Source organism: Kitasatospora paranensis (genome assembly GCF_039544005.1).
In the GTDB taxonomy this organism is placed as follows: Bacteria; Actinomycetota; Actinomycetes; order Streptomycetales; family Streptomycetaceae; genus Kitasatospora; species Kitasatospora paranensis.
In genome coordinates this window covers 5,256,962-5,274,565 of sequence record NZ_BAABKV010000001.1, presented here as the reverse complement: position 1 = coordinate 5,274,565, position 17,604 = coordinate 5,256,962, and the positions used below count along the sequence as shown (strand labels likewise).

Here is a 17,604-nt window from a genome sequence, read left to right as displayed (position 1 = left end):
GAGGCCATGAAGCACAGCTGTACGTCCGGGCCTCGCGGGTGGGCCGGGTGGGCGGTGCGCGCCCCGATCACGATCGGGCGTGCCGTCCTCCCCTGCCGCGCCGGCCCGGGCGGCCTCCCCAGCCGGGAGGTGCCCCGACCGCTGCCGCCACAGGAGAGAGTGCGCCTTGACCGTCGCTGCCTCAGTCACCCTGCCCTCCCAGGGTCTCGCCGACTCCGCCCGGAACGACCCCGGTGCGGCGTTGCTCCGGCTGCTCACCGACCGCAGCACCGACCTCCCCCAGGTGGACCCCGGTCACGTCGCCGCCGCCGCGCTGCGCGGACGCCACGCCGGCTCGGACTTCGCCGAGCTGCGCGGGCTGGCCGTGGAGGCCGCCGCGTCGATGATCGCCGAGGACCCCCAGTACTCGAAGCTCGCGGCCCGGCTGCTCGCCCTGGAGATCCAGGACGAGGCCGTCTCGCAGGGGGCGGTCTCCTTCGCCGCCTCGATCGCCGTCGGCCACGCCGAAGGCCTGATCGGCGATGCCACCGCCGCCCTCGTGGCCCGGCACGCGGCCCTGTTCGACTCGCTGCTCGACCCTCAGGGCGACGACCGGTTCGAGTACTTCGGCCTGCGCACCGTCCAGTCCCGCTACCTGCTGCGCCACCCGATCACCCGCAAGGTCGTGGAGACCCCGCAGCACTTCCTGCTGCGCGTCGCCGCCGGCCTGGCGGTCGGCGACAGCGAGCAGTCGGTGGCCGAGGTCGCCGAGCTGTACCGGCTGATGAGCCGTCTGGAGTACCTGACGTCCTCTCCGACGCTCTTCAACTCCGGCACCAAGCACCCGCAGATGTCCTCCTGCTACCTGCTGGACTCGCCGCTGGACAACCTCGACTCGATCTACAACCGGTACGCGCAGATCGCCCGGCTGTCCAAGCACGCCGGCGGCATCGGCCTGTCCTACTCCCGGATCCGCTCGCGCGGTTCGCTCATCCGCGGCACCAACGGCAAGTCCAACGGCATCGTGCCGTTCCTGCGCACCCTCGACTCCTCGGTCGCCGCGGTCAACCAGGGCGGCCGCCGCAAGGGCGCGGCCTGCGTCTACCTGGAGACCTGGCACGCGGACATCGAGGAGTTCCTCGAACTGCGCGACAACACCGGCGAGGAGGCCCGCCGTACCCACAACCTGAACCTCGCGCACTGGATCCCGGACGAGTTCATGCGCCGGGTCAACGCGAACCAGGACTGGTCGCTGTTCTCCCCCGCCGACGTGCCCGAGCTGGTCGACCTGTGGGGCGCCGACTTCGACGAGGCGTACCTCAAGGCCGAGCTGGCCGGCAAGGCCGTCCGCACCATCCCGGCGCAGACCCTGTACGCCCGGATGATGCGCACCCTCGCGCAGACCGGCAACGGCTGGATGACCTTCAAGGACGCCTCCAACCGGGCCGCCAACCAGACCGCGCTGCCCGGCCGCACCGTGCACTCCTCCAACCTGTGCACGGAGATCCTGGAGGTCACCGACGACTCCGAGACGGCCGTCTGCAACCTCGGCTCGGTGAACCTCGGCGCCCACGTCGCGCCCGGCGCCACCGCCGCCGACCTGGTGGGTGCGATGGACTGGGAGCGCCTGGACGCCACCGTGCGCACGGCCGTGACCTTCCTGGACCGGGTCATCGACATCAACTTCTACCCGACCACCGAGGCCGGTGCGTCCAACTCCCGCTGGCGCCCGGTGGGCCTGGGCATCATGGGCCTGCAGGACGTCTTCTTCCAGCTGCGGATCGACTTCGACTCCGCCGAGGCGAAGGCCCTCTCCACCCTGATCTCCGAGCGGATCATGCTCACCGCCTACGAGCGCTCCGCCGACCTCGCCGAGCGGTTCGGCCGCCACGAGGCGTACGCCGAGACCCGCGCCGCCCGCGGCGAGCTGCACATCGACCACTTCGCCTCGGCCGCCCCGCAGTGGACCGGCCGCTGGGAGGCGCTGCGCGCCCGGATCGCGGAGACCGGCCTGCGCAACTCGCTGCTGCTGGCGATCGCGCCGACCGCCACCATCGCCTCGATCGCCGGCGTGTACGAGTGCATCGAGCCGCAGGTGTCCAACCTGTTCAAGCGCGAGACCCTCTCCGGTGAGTTCCTCCAGGTCAACCCGTACCTGGTGCGCGAGCTGAAGGCGCTCGGCGTCTGGGACCAGCAGACCCGGGACGCCCTGCGCGAGGCCAACGGCTCGGTGCAGGAGCTCAACTGGCTGCCCGTCGAGGTCCGCTCGCTGTACCGCACGGCCTGGGAGCTGCCGCAGCGCGCGCTGATCGACCTGGCCGCGGCCCGCATGCCGTACATCGACCAGAGCCAGTCGCTGAACCTCTTCATGGCCGCGCCCACCATCGGCAAGCTCAGCTCGATGTACGCGTACGCCTGGAAGGTCGGCCTGAAGACCACCTACTACCTGCGCTCGCGCCCGGCCACCCGGATCGCCCAGGCCGCCACCGGCGCCCGGACCGCCACCGCGGTGCCGGTCCCCGCGCCGACCATGAGCCAGGAGGAGCAGGACGCCATCGCCTGCTCCCTGGAGAACCCCGAGTCCTGCGAGGCCTGCCAGTGAGCTCCCCGACCGACGCCGACCGCCAGAAGATGCTGCTCGACCCGGGCTTCGAACTGACGCTCCGCCCGATGCGCTACCCGTCGTTCTACGACCGCTACCGGGACGCCATCAAGAACACCTGGACGGTGGAGGAGGTGGACCTGCACTCCGACGTGGCCGACCTCGCCAAGCTCAGCGACGGCGAGCGGCACATGATCGGCCGGCTGGTCGCCTTCTTCGCGACCGGCGACTCGATCGTCTCCAACAACGTGGTGCTGAGCCTCTACAAGCACATCAACTCCCCCGAGGCCCGGCTCTACCTGTCCCGGCAGCTGTTCGAAGAGGCCGTGCACGTCCAGTTCTACCTGACGCTGCTCGACACCTACCTGCCCGACCCGGACGACCGCGCGGCGGCCTTCGCGGCGGTGGAGAACATCCCCTCCATCCACCAGAAGGCGCAGTTCTGCTTCACGTACATGAACGCGGTCGACCACATCGACTCGCTGCAGACCAAGGACGACCGCCGGGCCTTCCTGCTCAACCTGATCTGCTTCGCGGCCTGCGTCGAGGGGCTGTTCTTCTACGGCGCCTTCGCGTACGTGTACTGGTTCCGCAGCCGGGGCCTGCTGCACGGCCTGGCGACCGGCACCAACTGGGTGTTCCGCGACGAGTCCATGCACATGGACTTCGCCATGTCGGTGGTCGACACCGTCCGCGAGGAGGAGCCCGACCTCTTCGACGACGAGCTGGCCAAGCAGGTCACCACGATGCTGGAGGAGGCCGTCGAGGCCGAGCTGCAGTTCGCGCAGGACCTCTGCGGCGACGGCCTGCCCGGCATGAACACCGAGTCGATGCGGCAGTACCTGGAGGCCGTCGCCGACCAGCGCCTCGCCCGGCTCGGCCTGCCGATCCGCTACGGCTCCACCAACCCCTTCGGGTTCATGGAGCTGCAGAACGTCCAGGAGCTGACCAACTTCTTCGAGCGCCGGGTCTCCGCGTACCAGGTCGCCGTCGAGGGCTCGGTCTCCTTCGACGACGACTTCTAGAGTCCGCCGGCAACGGCGAAGGTCCGCCCCCGCGGTACGGGGGCGGACCTTCGCCGTTGCCTCGGCCGTGCCGTCAGGCGTTCGGCACCGTCGCGTACTTGGGGTGCCCTCGGCCATCTGCTTCAGGGCGTCCTTGCGGTCGCGCTTGGAGAGGCGGTCGATGTAGAGGTACCCGTACAGGTGGTCGGTCTCGTGCTGGAGGCAGCGGGCGAAGAAGCCGGTGCCCTCGATCCGGACGGGGTTGCCGTCCTTGTCCAGGCCGGTCACGGCGGCGTAGTCGGGCCGGGCGAGGTCCTGGTACGCGGTCGGGACGGAGAGGCAGCCCTCCGGCGAGTCGTCCAGGGTGCGGCGGCCGGCCGGCAGCTCCTCCAGGACGGGGTTGACGATGTGGCCGACGTGGCGCACGCCGTCGTCGTCGGGGCAGTCGTAGACGAAGACCTTGAGGTCGACGCCGATCTGGTTGGCCGCCAGGCCGACACCCTCCGCCGCGTACATCGAGACGAACATGTCGTCCACGAGGGCGGCGAGTTCGGCGTCGAAGGCGGTGACGTCCCGGCACTCGTGGTGCAGGACGGGGTTGCCGACCACGGTGATCGGCCGGGCGGTGCCCTTCGAGAGGTCCGGCTCCTCGCCGACGACCTTCAGCTCCGGGGTCTCGTCCTGCTCGTGGTCGTGCGCGTGCTCGTCGGCCATGCTTCAGTTCCGCTTCCGTGGATGCGTCCGGTGGATGGGTCAAGGGTACGGCCCCTCCGGGGGCCCCGGCCCTTACGGGGAGCGGCTCAGCAGACCTCTTCGAGGTCCCGGTAGGCCCGGGTCACGGGCGAACCGGCCACCCAGCGGTCCAGCAGGATCCGGACCAGGCCCGCCGGGGCCGCGATCCCGCACTCCCGTTCGACCAGCCAGGACATCCCGGCGCTGCCCTGGCTGAGGTGGCTCAGGTGGCCGGGGTGCAGCGGGTCGCCGTCGTCGTGCGGGTCGTGGTGGGCGGTGTGGCCGTCGTCGATCGCCATCCGGCTCTCCGAGCAGGCCCGGCAGAGCAGCCGCACCGAGCTCGTCCAGTCCTCGGCGGCGTACCCGGCGTCCGCGACCAGCCGCTCCAGGGCGTCCCGGTCACCGGCGGTGGCGGCCTGGAGCAGCACCACGAAGGTCGGCACCGGCGAGGGCGCCCACAGCTCGATCTCGTCGAAGACCGGGTAGGCCACGCCGTCGGCGACCCGCTCGCCGTGCGGGGCACCGTCGTGCAGCACCACCTCGCCCCAGCGCCGGCCGGAGGACGGCAGCGGGATGGACAGCACCTCGATCCGGGCCGGGTCGAGGCGGCGGCCCCAGACCACCTCGGACTCGCCGTCCGGGGAGAGCCGCACGGGGGTGGTGCCGAGGTCGAGCTCGACCGGCCCGTCCGGCGCCGCGCCGCCGCTCGGCAGTCGCAGTCCGTAGGCCTGCCAGGCACGGCGGGCGAGCGACCAGTCCTGGAGCGCGGTGGCGGTGATGCCGAGGTTCCACCAGTCGGGGGCGCCCTGCTCGCGCTCCAGCAGCGCGACCGCGCGCAGCCCGGCGCTGCGGGCCTGCTCCCAGTCGCGGCGGAACTTGTGCAGCAGGGCGAGGTTGAACCAGGAGTCGGACAGCCAGGGCTCCAGGTCCGCCGCCATGACCAGCAAGGCGCCGGCGTCCTCGAAGCGGCCGTCGCCGATGAGCGTGAAGGCACGGTCGGTCGTCTGCCGCCAGGTGGCCGACGGCCGGTGCCGCGCGCGGTGGAAGATCCTCACGTTCCGTCCCTGCCGATTGTCGTCCGCCAGTTCTCAGCACCTGCTGCGAGGCCGGCTGCTGCATCGGGAACGATCCGGGGAGAGATGCCCTCGCCTCCGGTTGTTCCACGCTACGACCGCATCCAACCACGCCGGTGGTGACCCGCGCTCCCCGCGCGGCGGTTCATCCCGGTACGCGGGCCCTGCGTCCCACTCTGGCCAGTGCGTCCAGTACGGCGGGGTCGTAGGCCGTCCCCGGGCCAGCCGCAGCCGCTCCAGGGCCTCCAGGCGGGCGGCGGCCACCGACAGGCCGCGGCCGCGGCCCGCGCTCAGCAGGTCGTCGTGGGCGTTGGCCACCCGGATGATCCGGGCGGCGAGCGGGAGGCTGCGGTCCACCGAGCCGTCCGGCAGCCGGTGCGGGTCGGCGAGCCTGGCCACCTGGCGGCCGACCCGGGCCGGCACGCCGGTGCGCAGGATGACCTCGCTGCCGAGCCGGGCGATCCGCTGCTGCTCGGCGGCGGGCAGGACGGCGGTGGCACCGCACGGCACGGGCTCGACCAGGGAGAGCTGGCCGATGTCGTGCATCAGCGCCGCGTACTCCAGGAGGGCGAGGTCGCGGGTGCCGAGGCCGAGCTCGCGACCCAGCGCGCAGGCGGTGTCGGCGACCCGGCGGGCATGCCCCGGTGGGGTGTACCCGGCCACCTCCGTGGCCCGGGCCAGCGTCTCGATGGTCTGCCCGGTGGTGGCCCGGATCGCGGCGGCCCGCCGGAACGAGGCCTGGGCGAGCAGCAGCGGGGTGCAGAACAGCGGCAGCGCCCAGAGGCCGACCTCGCCCGCCAGCAGGCTCACCAGGATGCCGGTGGCGGCGATCGCCGAGCCGATGCCCAGCAGCGAGCGCAGTTCGTCCTCCAGCGCCGCGGCGTAGCGCAGCCCGGCCCTGGCGGCGTGCAGCACGGCGGCGAGCACCGCGTCGCAGAGCGCGGTGACGGCGCCGACACCGCCGAGCAGCACGCCGTACCAGGGGCCCGTGAGCGGCGCCCGGTCGAGCGCCCCGCTGTTGTACAGCGGCTGGAACAGCAGGGCCGCGAAGGAGACCGTGAGCAGCCGCCGGGAGGCCGTGTCGGCCCGGGCGGCGTCGGGACGCAGCCGGGCCCGGACGGCCGGGACGGCCAGCGGGAGCAGCCCGGCGAGGGTGCCGAGGCCGGTGACGGCGGCGACCTGGAGCACGCCGTGGGTGGTGGGCAGCCCGTGCAGCGGGCCGAGCAGCGCGTAGGCCAGGGCGGCGGCGGTGCCGAGCGGAGCGTGCTCGCGGTCGCCGGGCAGCGTGACCCTGGCCCATTCGCCGGCGGCGACGACGGCGCCGAAGGCGAGTGCCACCCGGGGCTCGCGCACGCCGTGGGCGGCGGCGTGCAGGAGGGCGAGGCCCAGCAGCACCGCGGCGACGCCGTGCACGGCGGCCGGCCCGAGGCGCTCCGGCCGGCCGCCGCGCGGGCGGAGTCTCACGGTGACCCGCCGGCGGCGATCCGGTGGCCGGGCACGGGCGGCCGGGCGGGTTCGGGGACACCGAGCGGGATGTCGGGGACCTCGCCGTCCCAGCCGCCGGGCGGCGGCGGCTCGGGCTGCCAGCCGTGCTCGTCGACGGCCGCGACCAGGGCGCTCACCATCGCCGGGTCGAACTGGCTGCCGGCGCAGCGCTGGAGTTCGGCGACGGCCTCGGCGACCGGCCGGCCGCGCCGGTAGGAGCGGGTGGAGGTCATCGAGTCGAAGGCGTCGGCGACCGAGATGATCCGGGCGAACTCGGGGATCCGCTCGCCGGCCAGCCCGTTGGGGTAGCCGCGGCCGTCGAGCCGTTCGTGGTGGTGCAGGATGCCGTCGCGGGCCTCGCCGAGGAAGGCGAGTTCGCGGACGAGTTCGTGGCCGAAGACGGGGTGCACCTCGACGGCGCGCCGCTCGTCGTCGGTGAGGGGGCCGTTGCGGCGCAGCAGTTCGGTGGCGACGCCGAGCTTGCCGACGTCGTGCAGGGTGCCGGCGAAGTGCAGGGTGCGCAGGCGGTCCTCGGCCATGCCGAGCTGGCGGGCGATCAGCACGGAGGCCCGGCCGACGCGTTCGCTGTGCCCGCGGGTGTAGGCGTCCTTGATCTCGACGGCCTGGACGAGGGCGCGCACCGTGGCCTGGTGGGCGGAGGCCTCGCGGTGGCCCTGGGCGAACATCCACGCGGAGATGGAGAGCGGCAGCAGGGCGAGCACCGCAGCGAAGGCGCCGTACGGGCCCTGCCACAGAACGGCGACCATCAGACCGCCGGCGCCGTGCACCAGGGCGGGCAGGACGACGGCGCCGGTGGCGCGGACGAGCGCGGCGCGGTGGGCCGGGGCGGCCGGCCGGGGGTGTCCAGGCGTCGCATGGCGCCCACCAGCACGGCGTTGACCAGGCAGAACACCGCGACGGCGGCGAGTGCGCCGAGCGCCGCGGCGGGGAACTCGGCGCCGAGCAGCAGCTGCGGGCCGCCGAGCAGCCGGTACACGGCGGCGGCGGCGAACGCGGCGACGGCGAGCTGGGCGGCGTTCCACACCCGGCGCAGCCGGCTGGAGGCCGGTGCCTGGGCGCCGAGGGCGCCGGGGACGGCGACCAGCGCGGCCGCGGCCGGGGGCAGCAGCAGCACGCCGGCGAACAGCACGGGGAAGAAGCCGTGCCCGGGCCGGCCCTGCCGGGGCGTTCGGCGGGCCGCGGCGGGCGGCGCAGCACCCGGCGGGCGATCCTGGCGCAGGGGGTGGGCAGGCCGACGGCCAGCGATTCGGCGCAGGCGTGCAGGAAGGCGAGCAGGGCGAGCCGGGGCCAGTCGAGGGGGCCGCCCAGCGGTCCGGCGACGGGCAGGGCGAGCGGGGTGAGGCAGCAGGCGGCGGCGAGCAGCACCGCGGCGGCGTACCGGGCCGCGGCGCCCGTGAGGGCCTCGGGTTCCCGCTGGCTGGTGATCTCCGCCTCCCCGCAGGTGCCGGCCCGTTCGGTTCCACGGGCCAGTGAGGAGGATAGGGCCCCGGTACCGGGCTCCGGCGCACGATCGCGCAATGGCGCAGTCGGCGCAGCATCAGCTCACCCAAAAGAGTGAAATGCCCCGGGATGCGGCGGCGTTGGCGCTCCGCGGGGCGGGCGCGTGACGGGTCCGCCCCGAAGCGGACCTTAAGAGAAGCCCAAGACCTCCCCGGAGCCCTTGACCCCGGGATTGGTCCAGTCCATTTTAGGTCTACCCCGTCCGGAAGGGGCCGCGGCCGCACCTCGGCCGCAGGCGCTCCGCCGTTCCACGCGTCCGAACGACGCCCCAGCACCGTCCGCCCGCCGTCCCTGCCGCGGGCGGATCCCCCGCACCCTGTCCCGGAGGTCCCCCATGGAACACGACCCGACTCCGGCCGCCGGCCGGCACCGCCGCCGGCGCGGCCGCACGGCCGCGGTGGCCGTCGCCGCCCTCGGCCTGCTGGCCGGCGGTGTGACCGCCGTGGTGAGCAGCGGCGACGCACTCGCCGCCACCGACGCCCTCGGCTCCAACTGGTACGCCTCCGCCCCCTACCTGATGCCGGAGGACAACTCGCCGCCGGACGCGGCCGCGGTGATGGACGCGACCGGCCAGAAGGCCTTCCAGCTGGCGTTCATCCTGGACTCCGGCGGCTGTACCCCGGCCTGGGGCGGCACCTCGTCGATCGACAGCGACACCGTGATGCCCGCGGTGATCCAGAAGATCCGCTCCAAGGGCGGCGACGTCTCGGTGTCCGTCGGCGGCTACGGCGGCAACAAGCTCGGCCAGAGCTGCGGCACCCCGGAGGCGACCGCGGCCGGCTACCAGAAGGTCATCACCAAGTACGCCCTGAAGGCGATCGACTTCGACCTGGAGGAGCCGGAGTACGAGAACACCGCGGCGATCCACAACGAGATCGGCGCGGCGAGGATCCTCCAGCAGAACAACCCGGGCCTGTACGTCTCGATCACCACGGCCGGGACGACCTCGGGCACCGGCTGGTTCGGCACCCAGATGCTGAACGAGGCCAAGTCCCAGGGCTTCACGCCGAACAACTTCTCGATCATGCCGTTCGACGGCGGCTTCAACGGTGCGGCGGCGCAGACCGACGCGCTGGTGAAGTTCAACCAGATCCTGCAGACGACCTTCGGCTGGAACGAGGCCACCGCGTACGCCCACGAGGGCGTGTCGATGATGAACGGCCGCACCGACGCCGCCGAGTACTTCAAGCAGGCGGACTTCCAGATCGTGCTGGACTTCGCGACCGCGCACAAGCTGGCGCGCTACACCTTCTGGTCCGTCAACCGGGACCGCCAGTGCGCGGGTTCGGTGGACCCGGGGCTGTCCGGCGCCTGCTCCAGCGTGGCGCAGAGCGACTGGGACTTCACCAAGTACACCGTGAAGTTCGCGGGTGCGACCCCGCCCACCACGCCGCCGACCAGCACCCCGCCCACCAGCTCCTCGCCGACCGCCCCCGGCGGCACCTGCACGGACCCGGCGTGGAGCGCCACCACCACGTACGTCGCGAACAACAAGGTCTCGTACCAGGGCCACAAGTACCACGCCAAGTGGTGGACCCTGAACGAGGTACCGACCGCGAGCGGCCAGTGGGGCGTCTGGGCCGACGACGGCCCGTGCTGATCCGCTGACCGGAACGGGCCGGCCCCCGGGGATCCCCGGGGGCCGGCCCGTCGCGTGGGCTGCGGGATCAGGACTCGGCGGCGGCCGTGGCGGTGGCGCCGTGCCCGGCGGACTCGTCCGCCGACAGCTGGGCGGCCCGCTGGCCGGCCCGGATCGAGTCGATCCGCGCCAGGACCTTCGTCCGGAGGTCGACCGGCGTGTCGTCGCACCCGCAGGAGCGCTTGATCAGCGCCTTGATGGCCTGTTCGAGCCCGTACTTCTCCAGGCAGGGCGAGCACTCCTCGAAATGCACGCGCAGCTTGGCGCAGTCGCCCTCGGCCATCTCGTTGTCGAGGAATTCATAGAGGTGGTCGAGCACCTCGCCGCACTCGGTGTCGTGCGGATCGCCGCAGCTCATGAGCCCGCGCCCTTCGCTTCCTGCCCTGCACCGCTGCCCGCCGGGACGAGGCCGCGCTCACGGGCGTAGTCCTCCAGCATGCCGCGCAACTGGCGGCGGCCACGGTGCAGCCGGGACATCACCGTACCGATGGGTGTACCCATGATGTCCGCGATCTCCTTGTACGCAAAGCCCTCGACGTCCGCGAGATAGACCGCGATGCGGAATTCCTCCGGGATCGCCTGCAGCGCGTCCTTGACGTCGCTGTCGGGCAGGTGATCGAGGGCCTGCGCCTCCGCCGACCGGAGCCCGGTCGACATGTGCGACTCGGCCCTGGCCAGCTGCCAGTCCTCGATCTCCTCGGCCGCGGTGCGCTGGGGCTCGCGCTGCTTCTTGCGGTACGAGTTGATGAACGTGTTGGTGAGGATGCGGTACAGCCAGGCCTTGAGGTTGGTGCCCTCACGGAACTGGTGGAAGGACGCGTACGCCTTGGCGAACGCCTCCTGGAGCAAGTCCTCCGCGTCGGCCGGGTTGCGGGTCATCCGCAGCGCCGCCGAGTACATCGGATCCAGGAAGGCCAGTGCGTCGCGCTCGAAGCGCTCGCGCCGGGCATCCTCGCTCTCGTCGGCGGACACCCGGAAGGTGTCCTCGCCGATCGCCTCGGCCAGCTCGTCCCCCGTGAGCGGCCCGTCACCGGACAGCCCACCACCCGAAACGGCCTCGTCCTCGGTCCCGACGACCGGACCCACCTCCTCGGTACTGCGGCCGGGGCCCACGGCGGGCCGGCCCGAGATGGAGGATATCGGGCCCACCGGCTTCTCGCCCGCGACAAGCCACTCGGACCAGTCCGGAAGGAAGGCGTTCTGCGCCGCCCGCTCCTCCGGTCGTTCGGGGCACGCGATCGAACCCATGGGCGCTGCCTTTCCACCGGGACTGTGCTGACGTCCCTCTCAACCGAGCGGGGCCGCCGGGCATTCCCGGCCTCCTCTCAGCCGACCGGCACCACCGAGGGCAGCCAGTCGGCGACAGCCCCGGTGAGGCCCGCCAGCGCCTCCTCCTGGCTCACCGGCGCCCGCTTGGGCACCGCGAAGCCGTGGCTGCCGAAGGGCACCTCGACAGCGGTGTGGCCGGCGGGAAGCGGCGGGAACTCCGCCAGGGTGCCGAAGGCGTCCGCCCCGCCCTGCACGGTCAGCGTGGGCAGGCCGGTGCCCAGCAGCTCCTCGGCCCGGCTCTTCTCCGGCTTGCCGGGCGGGTGCAGCGGGAAGGCCAGGGCCAGCACGGCGACGGCGCCGGAGGCGAGCCCGGTGCGGCAGGCCACCCGGGCACCGGCGCTGCGGCCGCCCGCGACCACCGGCAGCCCCTCGCCCGCCAGCTCGGCCAGCACCGGCAGCCAGGCCTCGTCCAGCGTCCGCGGGGCCGGGCCGAGCCGCTTGCCGGCCACCCGCCAGGGCTGCTCGACCAGGGCGACGGTGACGCCGAGCGGCGGCAGGGCGGCGGCCAGCGCGACGAGGTCCCGCGCCTCGATCCCGCCGCCCGCGCCGTGGCCGAGCGCCAGCACCGCCGCGGCCCGCGGTGCCCAGTGGAAGGTGATCCGTGCGTCGCCGACCGGCGTCGGCACCAGCTTCTGCATACCGCGAGCGTAGATCGTCCCGGCGCGGGCGGAGCGGGTTCAGAAGAGCGTGGTGCGGTCCTCGTCGGTGAGTTCGCGCAGGAGTTCAGGGCCGTTGTTGCGGATGTTGCCGACCGCCGCGCCGACCGGGCGCGCCAGCAGCGCCCCGGGCGGCGGCGGCACCAGCAGGCCGCGCACCTCGTCCGGGTCGCCGAGGCCGGGGTCGAGCCAGGCGTCGACGCCGGACGCGTCGAGGAACAGCGGCATTCGCGGGTGGATCGGGGCGAGCAGCGGCTCGGCGTCGGTGGTGACGATCGTGCAGGTCACCCGCCAGGCGTCGGGGTGGTCGGCGGGGCGCGTCCGGTCCCGCCAGAACTCGTACAGGCCGGCCAGCGCGAGCATCCCGCCGTCGGCCCGGGAGACGAAGAAGGGCTGCTTGGCCTGCCTGCCGCGCTCACCGGGGACGGTCTGCCACTCGTAGTAGCCGTCGACCGGCAGCAGGCAGCGGCGGGAGGCGAAGGCCTGCCGGTAGGCGGGCTTCTCGTGGACGGTGTCCGCCCGGGCGTTGATCATCTTGACCGCGGTGTCCGGGGCCTTCGCCCAGGCCGGGACGAGGCCCCAGCGCAGCACCCGCAGCTGGCGCACCGGCACCGAGCCGCCCCGGGGGACGCGGTCCAGCACCACGTACACCGGGTCGGTGGGGGCGACGTTCCAGCTCGGTACGAGGGTCTCGGCCGGATCCCACTGCTCGACGCCGAACACCTCGACGATGGACTCGGGCCCGTTGCTGGAGGCGAAACGTCCGCACATGGCGGCCAGCCTGCCACGCCCGGCCGCCGCCGGTCCGGGAGTCCGCGGGACGGACGGCCGTCGGCGCCGGATCCCGGTCCGGCCGAACCGGGCGCTACCGTCCGGGCGTCCTGGCATGGGAGGCTGCCGGACCGGCACCGAGGACGCACGCACGGAAAGCAGGACCCGCATGGACCTCGCGGACGTATGGCAGCAGGTGACCGCCACCAGGCCCGCCCCGCCCGACTGGCTGGTGCTGACCATGGCCGCCGTGGCCCTGACGGCGGTCGTGCTCCGCCCGGTGTGGCGGGTCAGCCGCGCCGTGGTCACCATCGCCCACGAGGGCGGGCACGGCCTGGCGGCGCTGCTCACCCGGCGCCGGCTCTCCGGGATCCGGCTGCACTCGGACACCTCCGGGCTGACCCTCTCCTACGGGCGTCCGACCGGCCCCGGCATGATCCTGACCGCCGCCGCCGGCTACACCGCCCCGCCGCTGCTCGGCCTCGGCGGCGCGGCCCTGCTCGCCGCCGGCCGCACCGGCTGGTTCCTGTGGATCGCCATCGCCCTGCTGGTCGGGATGCTGCTGCGGATCCGCAACGCCTTCGGGGTGCTGGCCGTGGTGGCCACCGGGGCGCTCTTCGGGCTGGTGTCCTGGTACGGCGACGACCGGGTGCAGGCCGGCTTCGCGTACCTGGGCGTCTGGTTCCTGCTGCTGGCGGGCGTGCGGCCGGTGCTGGAGCTCCAGCAGATGCGCCGCGCCGGGCGCTCCCCGAATCCGACGCCGACCAGCTGGCCCGCCTCACCGGGGTTGGCGCGGTGCTCTGGGTCACGCTGTTCCTGGTGGTCGCGCTGGCCTGTCTGCTGGCCGGCGGCAGCTGGCTGCTGCACTGGCGCAGCGTGTAGGGCCTGCGCCGGGGACGGTGCGCGTCCACACCGTCCGCACCCCGGGTGCACAGCCGCCGCACCGAAGGTCCCCAGCACCCCCGTCCGCCATTCGAATGCGCACGGGGCGGCGACCCGGCGGCCCCCTAGACTTGGCCCATGACCGATGCCCTGTGGCCCGCCCCCGTCGCCACCGCCGCCGTGGACGCGACCGTGACCATCCCCGGCTCCAAGTCGGCGACCAACCGCGCCCTGGTGCTGGCCGCCCTGGCGGACGGCCCGGGCTGGGTGCGCCGGCCGCTGCGCAGCCGCGACTCCCAGCTGATGGCGGACGGTCTGCGCGCACTCGGCGTCACCATCGAGGAGACGGTGAACGAGGCCAGCGGCGGCACCGGCGGCGGCGAGGCGTGGCGGGTCATCCCGGCCGCCCAGCTGCGTGGCCCGGCCCAGGTCGACGTGGGCAACGCCGGCACGGTGATGCGCTTCCTGCCCCCGCTCGCGGCGCTCGCCGACGGACCGGTGCACTTCGACGGCGACCCGCGCAGCTACGAGCGGCCGCAGCACGGCGTGATCGACGCGCTGCGCGCGCTCGGCGCCCGGATCGACGACTGCGGCCGCGGGGCTTCCCGCTGACGGTGCACGGCACCGGCGCGGTCGACGGCGGCCCGGTCGAGGTGGACGCCTCCTCGTCCTCCCAGTTCATCTCCGCCCTGCTGCTCTCCGGCGCCCGCTACAACAACGGCGTGGAGATCCGGAACACCGGCGGCACCGTCCCGTCGCTGCCGCACATCCGGATGACCGTGGACATGGTCCGCAAGGCCGGCGGGCAGGTCGACGCGCCCGAGGACGGCGGCGAGAAGGACATCTGGCGGGTCACCCCCGGGGCACTGATCGGCCGCGACCTGGTGGTCGAGCCGGACCTCTCCAACGCGGCGCCGTTCTTCGCCGCCGCCCTGGTCACCGGCGGCCGGGTGACCGTCCGCGACTGGCCGCGGCACACCTACCAGCCGGGCGACCAGCTGCGGGAGATCTACACCGCGATGGGCGGCTCCTGCCGCTTCACCGACGAGGGCCTGGAGTTCACCGGCACCGGCCGGATCCACGGCATCGAGGTCGACCTGCACGACGTCGGCGAGCTGACGCCGGTGATCGCGGCGGTCGCCGCGCTCGCCGACTCCGAGTCGCACCTGTACGGCATCGCCCACCTGCGCCTGCACGAGACCGACCGGCTGGCCGCGCTCGTCAAGGAGATCAACGACCTGGGCGGCGACGTCTCGGAGACCGAGGACGGCCTGCGGATCCGCCCGCGCCCGCTGCACGGCGGCGTCTTCCACACCTACGAGGACCACCGGCTGGCCACCGCGGCCGCGGTGATCGGCCTCGCCGTCGAGGGCGTCGGGGTGGAGAACGTCGCGACGACCGCCAAGACCCTGCCCGACTTCCCGCGGATGTGGGCCGACCTCCTCGGCCAGGGCTGACGGGGGCAGGGCACATGCGCCGCTACGGCAAGGACGCCGACGAGGACGACATCCGCAACCGCCCGGCCCGCCGGGGCTCCCGGCCCCGGACCCGGATCCGGCCCAAGCACGAGGACGCCGCCGAGGCGATGATCCTCACCGTCGACCGCGGGCGGCTGACCTGCCTCGTCGACGCGGGCACGAAGAAGGAGCGCGAGGTCGTCGCCATGAAGGCCCGCGAGCTGGGCCGCAAGGGCGTCGTCGTCGGCGACCTGGTCGACGTGGTCGGCGACCTCTCCGGCGAGCCCGACACGCTGGCCCGGATCGTCCGGGTCGCCGAGCGCACCTCGGTACTGCGGCGCACCGCGGACGACGACGACCCGTACGAGCGGATCGTCGTCGCCAACGCCGAGCAGCTGGCGATCGTCTGCGCGCTGGCCGACCCCGAGCCGCGGCCCCGGCTGATCGACCGCTGCCTGGTCGCGGCCTACGACGCCGGCATGGAGCCGCTGCTGGTGCTGACCAAGTCCGACCTCGCATCGGCCGAACCGCTTCTGGAGGCCTACGGGCCGCTGGGCATCTCGTTCGTGGTGACCCGGCGGGACGAGCTGGAGACGACCGGCGCCGAGGCGGTCCGCGAGCACCTGCGGGGGCTCTCCACGGTCTTCATCGGGCACTCCGGCGTCGGCAAGACGACGCTGGTCAACGCGCTGGTGCCGGCGCGCCAGCGGACGACCGGCCACGTGAACGCGGTGACCGGCCGGGGCCGGCACACCACCGTCTCGGCGCTGGCGCTGCGGCTGCCGCCGCCGCCCGGGGCCAAGCCCGGCTCGAAGAAGGCGCTGGACCCGGGCTGGGTGATCGACACCCCCGGTTTCCGCTCGTTCGGCCTCTCGCACATCGACCCGTCCCGGGTCATCCTGGCCTTCCCCGACCTGGAGGCCGGCACCGAGGACTGCCCGCGCGCGTGCAGTCACGACGAGCCGGACTGTGCCCTGGACGCCTGGGTCGCCGAAGGCCACGCCGAGCAGGCCCGGCTGTACTCGCTGCGCAGGCTGCTGGCCAGCCGCGACACCCGCGAGGGGACTGACCCGCCCACCGGGCGGGTCGCCGGGGGCCGCAGAGGTGTCGGATCGCCCCGGGCCGGTGATCATAGGAGGGTGAGGACCGTCCCCCGACAAGGAGTCAGACGGATGGCATGGGCCCTGGTGATCCTCGCCGGTCTGCTGGAGACCGGCTTCGCGATCAACCTCAAGCTGAGCCACGGCTTCACCCGGCTCTGGCCCACCATCAGTTTCTGCGCCTTCGCCCTGGGCAGTTTCGGCCTCCTGACGCTCTCGCTCAAGTCGCTGCCGGTCGGCTCGGCGTACGCGGTGTGGACGGGCATCGGCGCGGCCGGCACGGCCATCTACGGCATCGCCTTCCTGGACGAGTCCGGCAGCACGCTCAAACTGGTCTCGATCAGCCTGGTCATCGCCGGTGTGGTCGGCCTCCAGCTGAGCGGCAGCGGACACTGAATCGGACATCCGTTCCGTCCGCTGTGCGAGCCGTACCGCCGGGAAGGGGCCTGGGTCGCTAGGGTTCCGGCATGGCCGATTACCACGACGACCTCCGACTCGCCCATGTCCTCGCCGACTCGGCCGACTCGATCACCATGGAGCGCTTCAAGGCGCTGGACCTCAAGGTCGAGACCAAGCCGGACCTGACCCCGGTCAGCGACGCCGACAAGGCGTGCGAGGAGCTGGTGCGCAGCGTGCTGCAGCGGGCCCGCCCGCGGGACGCGGTGATGGGCGAGGAGTACGGCCTGCAGGGATCGGGCCCGCGCCGCTGGGTGGTCGACCCGATCGACGGCACCAAGAACTACGTCCGCGGCGTGCCGGTCTGGGCGACCCTGATCGCGCTGCTGGAGGAGGGCATCGACGGCGAGCTGCAGCCCGTCGTCGGGATCGTCTCCGCCCCCGCGCTGAACCGCCGCTGGTGGGCCGCGCGCGGGCTGGGCGCGTACGCCGGCCGGAGCCTGGCCAAGGCGACCCGGATCCAGGTCTCCCAGGTCGGCCGGATCGAGGACGCCTCGCTCTCGTACTCGTCGCTGACCGGCTGGGAGGAGCGCGGCCGGCTCGACCCGTTCCTGGACCTCACCCGGGCCTGCTGGCGGACGCGGGCGTACGGCGACTTCTGGTCGTACATGATGGTCGCCGAGGGCGCCGCGGACATCGCCGCGGAGCCGGAGCTGAGCCTGTGGGACATGGCGGCGCCGTGCATCGTGGTGCAGGAGGCGGGCGGACGGTTCACCGGCCTGGACGGCATCGACGGAGCGAACGGCGCCGACGCGGTGGCCAGCAACGGCCTCCTGCACGCGGAGGCGCTGCGGCGGCTCAGCGTCTGACCGGCCCGCGGACGCGGCCCGGCACGGCCGTCGACAGGGGTGTTTCGGCGGGTGGTCGGCGAGGTTGCCGACCACCCGCCGCGGCCTTCCGGCGGCCCTGAGGAGACGG

The 17,604-nt window shown here is 73.5% G+C and carries 13 protein-coding genes and 4 pseudogenes; 8 read left to right on the top strand and 9 right to left on the bottom strand.

Features of this window, described 5'->3' with window-relative positions; translation table 11 throughout:
• Positions 1-190: 190 nt before the first annotated feature.
• The gene (locus ABEB13_RS25385) at positions 191-2,581 is read left to right on the top strand and encodes a ribonucleoside-diphosphate reductase subunit alpha (protein WP_380230335.1); all 2,391 of its coding nucleotides are present in this window, start codon (positions 191-193) and stop codon (positions 2,579-2,581) included.
• A gap of 29 nt (positions 2,582-2,610) precedes the next feature.
• Positions 2,611-3,606, top strand: coding sequence for a ribonucleotide-diphosphate reductase subunit beta (locus ABEB13_RS25380; RefSeq protein WP_100892626.1), 996 nt, complete (start codon positions 2,611-2,613; stop codon positions 3,604-3,606).
• A gap of 73 nt (positions 3,607-3,679) precedes the next feature.
• Here ABEB13_RS25380 and def read toward each other — a convergent pair.
• The 5 genes and pseudogenes from def to ABEB13_RS40740 form a co-directional block, all read right to left on the bottom strand.
• Positions 3,680-4,299: pseudogene (gene def, locus ABEB13_RS25375) on the bottom strand (peptide deformylase).
• 86 nt (positions 4,300-4,385) lie between these two features.
• Positions 4,386-5,372 (bottom strand): tetratricopeptide repeat protein, encoded by a 987-nt coding sequence (locus tag ABEB13_RS25370; protein WP_345707329.1) that lies wholly within the window; start codon positions 5,370-5,372, stop codon positions 4,386-4,388.
• Between the two features lie 33 nt (positions 5,373-5,405).
• Positions 5,406-6,854: an HD domain-containing protein gene (locus ABEB13_RS25365; protein ID WP_345707328.1), complete on the bottom strand. Its 1,449-nt coding sequence runs from the start codon at positions 6,852-6,854 to the stop codon at positions 5,406-5,408.
• A complete protein-coding gene (locus tag ABEB13_RS40745; protein WP_425559910.1) occupies positions 6,851-7,642 on the bottom strand; it encodes an HD-GYP domain-containing protein in 792 nt (263 codons plus the stop codon). The genes ABEB13_RS25365 and ABEB13_RS40745 overlap by 4 nt, the downstream gene beginning before the upstream one ends.
• A complete protein-coding gene (locus ABEB13_RS40740; RefSeq protein WP_425559909.1) occupies positions 7,642-8,025 on the bottom strand; it encodes a hypothetical protein in 384 nt (127 codons plus the stop codon). The genes ABEB13_RS40745 and ABEB13_RS40740 overlap by 1 nt, the downstream gene beginning before the upstream one ends.
• 705 nt (positions 8,026-8,730) lie before the next feature.
• On the opposite strand from ABEB13_RS40740, the gene ABEB13_RS25355 reads away from it, so the two are divergent.
• Positions 8,731-9,996: a carbohydrate-binding protein gene (locus ABEB13_RS25355; protein WP_345707327.1), complete on the top strand. Its 1,266-nt coding sequence runs from the start codon at positions 8,731-8,733 to the stop codon at positions 9,994-9,996.
• 67 nt (positions 9,997-10,063) lie between these two features.
• On the opposite strand, the gene rsrA is transcribed toward ABEB13_RS25355, so the two are convergent.
• From rsrA to ABEB13_RS25335, 4 genes are all read right to left on the bottom strand, one after another.
• Positions 10,064-10,393 (bottom strand): mycothiol system anti-sigma-R factor, encoded by a 330-nt coding sequence (gene rsrA / locus ABEB13_RS25350; RefSeq protein ID WP_345707326.1) that lies wholly within the window; start codon positions 10,391-10,393, stop codon positions 10,064-10,066.
• The gene (locus ABEB13_RS25345; RefSeq protein ID WP_100888604.1) at positions 10,390-11,283 is read right to left on the bottom strand and encodes a sigma-70 family RNA polymerase sigma factor; all 894 of its coding nucleotides are present in this window, start codon (positions 11,281-11,283) and stop codon (positions 10,390-10,392) included. Before ABEB13_RS25345 ends, rsrA begins: the two co-directional genes overlap by 4 nt.
• A gap of 77 nt (positions 11,284-11,360) precedes the next feature.
• Complete coding sequence (locus ABEB13_RS25340) at positions 11,361-12,002, bottom strand: alpha/beta hydrolase family protein (RefSeq protein ID WP_345707325.1); 642 nt, start codon at positions 12,000-12,002, stop codon at positions 11,361-11,363.
• A gap of 39 nt (positions 12,003-12,041) precedes the next feature.
• Positions 12,042-12,791, bottom strand: a complete 750-nt coding sequence (locus ABEB13_RS25335; protein WP_345707324.1) for an SOS response-associated peptidase — start codon at positions 12,789-12,791, stop codon at positions 12,042-12,044.
• 169 nt (positions 12,792-12,960) lie between these two features.
• Between ABEB13_RS25335 and ABEB13_RS25330 the strand changes: the two are divergent.
• The 5 genes and pseudogenes from ABEB13_RS25330 (at position 12,961) to hisN (ending at position 17,495) form a co-directional block, all read left to right on the top strand.
• Positions 12,961-13,673, top strand: a pseudogene (locus ABEB13_RS25330) (M50 family metallopeptidase).
• 138 nt (positions 13,674-13,811) lie between these two features.
• Positions 13,812-15,130: pseudogene (gene aroA, locus ABEB13_RS25325) on the top strand (3-phosphoshikimate 1-carboxyvinyltransferase).
• 14 nt (positions 15,131-15,144) lie between these two features.
• Positions 15,145-16,194, top strand: a pseudogene (gene rsgA, locus ABEB13_RS25320) (ribosome small subunit-dependent GTPase A); the annotation flags it as partial.
• Between the two features lie 108 nt (positions 16,195-16,302).
• Positions 16,303-16,626 carry a DMT family transporter gene (locus tag ABEB13_RS25315; protein ID WP_100888610.1) on the top strand — a complete coding sequence of 108 codons (324 nt, stop codon included), beginning with the start codon at positions 16,303-16,305 and terminating at the stop codon, positions 16,624-16,626.
• Between the two features lie 71 nt (positions 16,627-16,697).
• Complete coding sequence (gene hisN, locus ABEB13_RS25310) at positions 16,698-17,495, top strand: histidinol-phosphatase (RefSeq protein ID WP_345707323.1); 798 nt, start codon at positions 16,698-16,700, stop codon at positions 17,493-17,495.
• Positions 17,496-17,604 lie beyond the last annotated feature (109 nt).

Bases quoted from the DNA above. Each gene is read 5' to 3' on its own strand.
- ABEB13_RS25380 (WP_100892626.1), top strand. From the start codon at position 2,611: ATGCTGCTCGACCCGGGCTTCGAACTGACGCTCCGCCCGATGCGCTAC.
- ABEB13_RS40745 (WP_425559910.1), bottom strand. From the start codon at position 7,642: ATGGTCGCCGTTCTGTGGCAGGGCCCGTACGGCGCCTTCGCTGCGGTG.
- ABEB13_RS25355 (WP_345707327.1), top strand. From the start codon at position 8,731: ATGGAACACGACCCGACTCCGGCCGCCGGCCGGCACCGCCGCCGGCGC.
- rsrA (WP_345707326.1), bottom strand. From the start codon at position 10,393: ATGAGCTGCGGCGATCCGCACGACACCGAGTGCGGCGAGGTGCTCGAC.
- ABEB13_RS25345 (WP_100888604.1), bottom strand. From the start codon at position 11,283: ATGGGTTCGATCGCGTGCCCCGAACGACCGGAGGAGCGGGCGGCGCAG.
- ABEB13_RS25340 (WP_345707325.1), bottom strand. From the start codon at position 12,002: ATGCAGAAGCTGGTGCCGACGCCGGTCGGCGACGCACGGATCACCTTC.
- ABEB13_RS25335 (WP_345707324.1), bottom strand. From the start codon at position 12,791: ATGTGCGGACGTTTCGCCTCCAGCAACGGGCCCGAGTCCATCGTCGAG.
- ABEB13_RS25315 (WP_100888610.1), top strand. From the start codon at position 16,303: ATGGCATGGGCCCTGGTGATCCTCGCCGGTCTGCTGGAGACCGGCTTC.
- hisN (WP_345707323.1), top strand. From the start codon at position 16,698: ATGGCCGATTACCACGACGACCTCCGACTCGCCCATGTCCTCGCCGAC.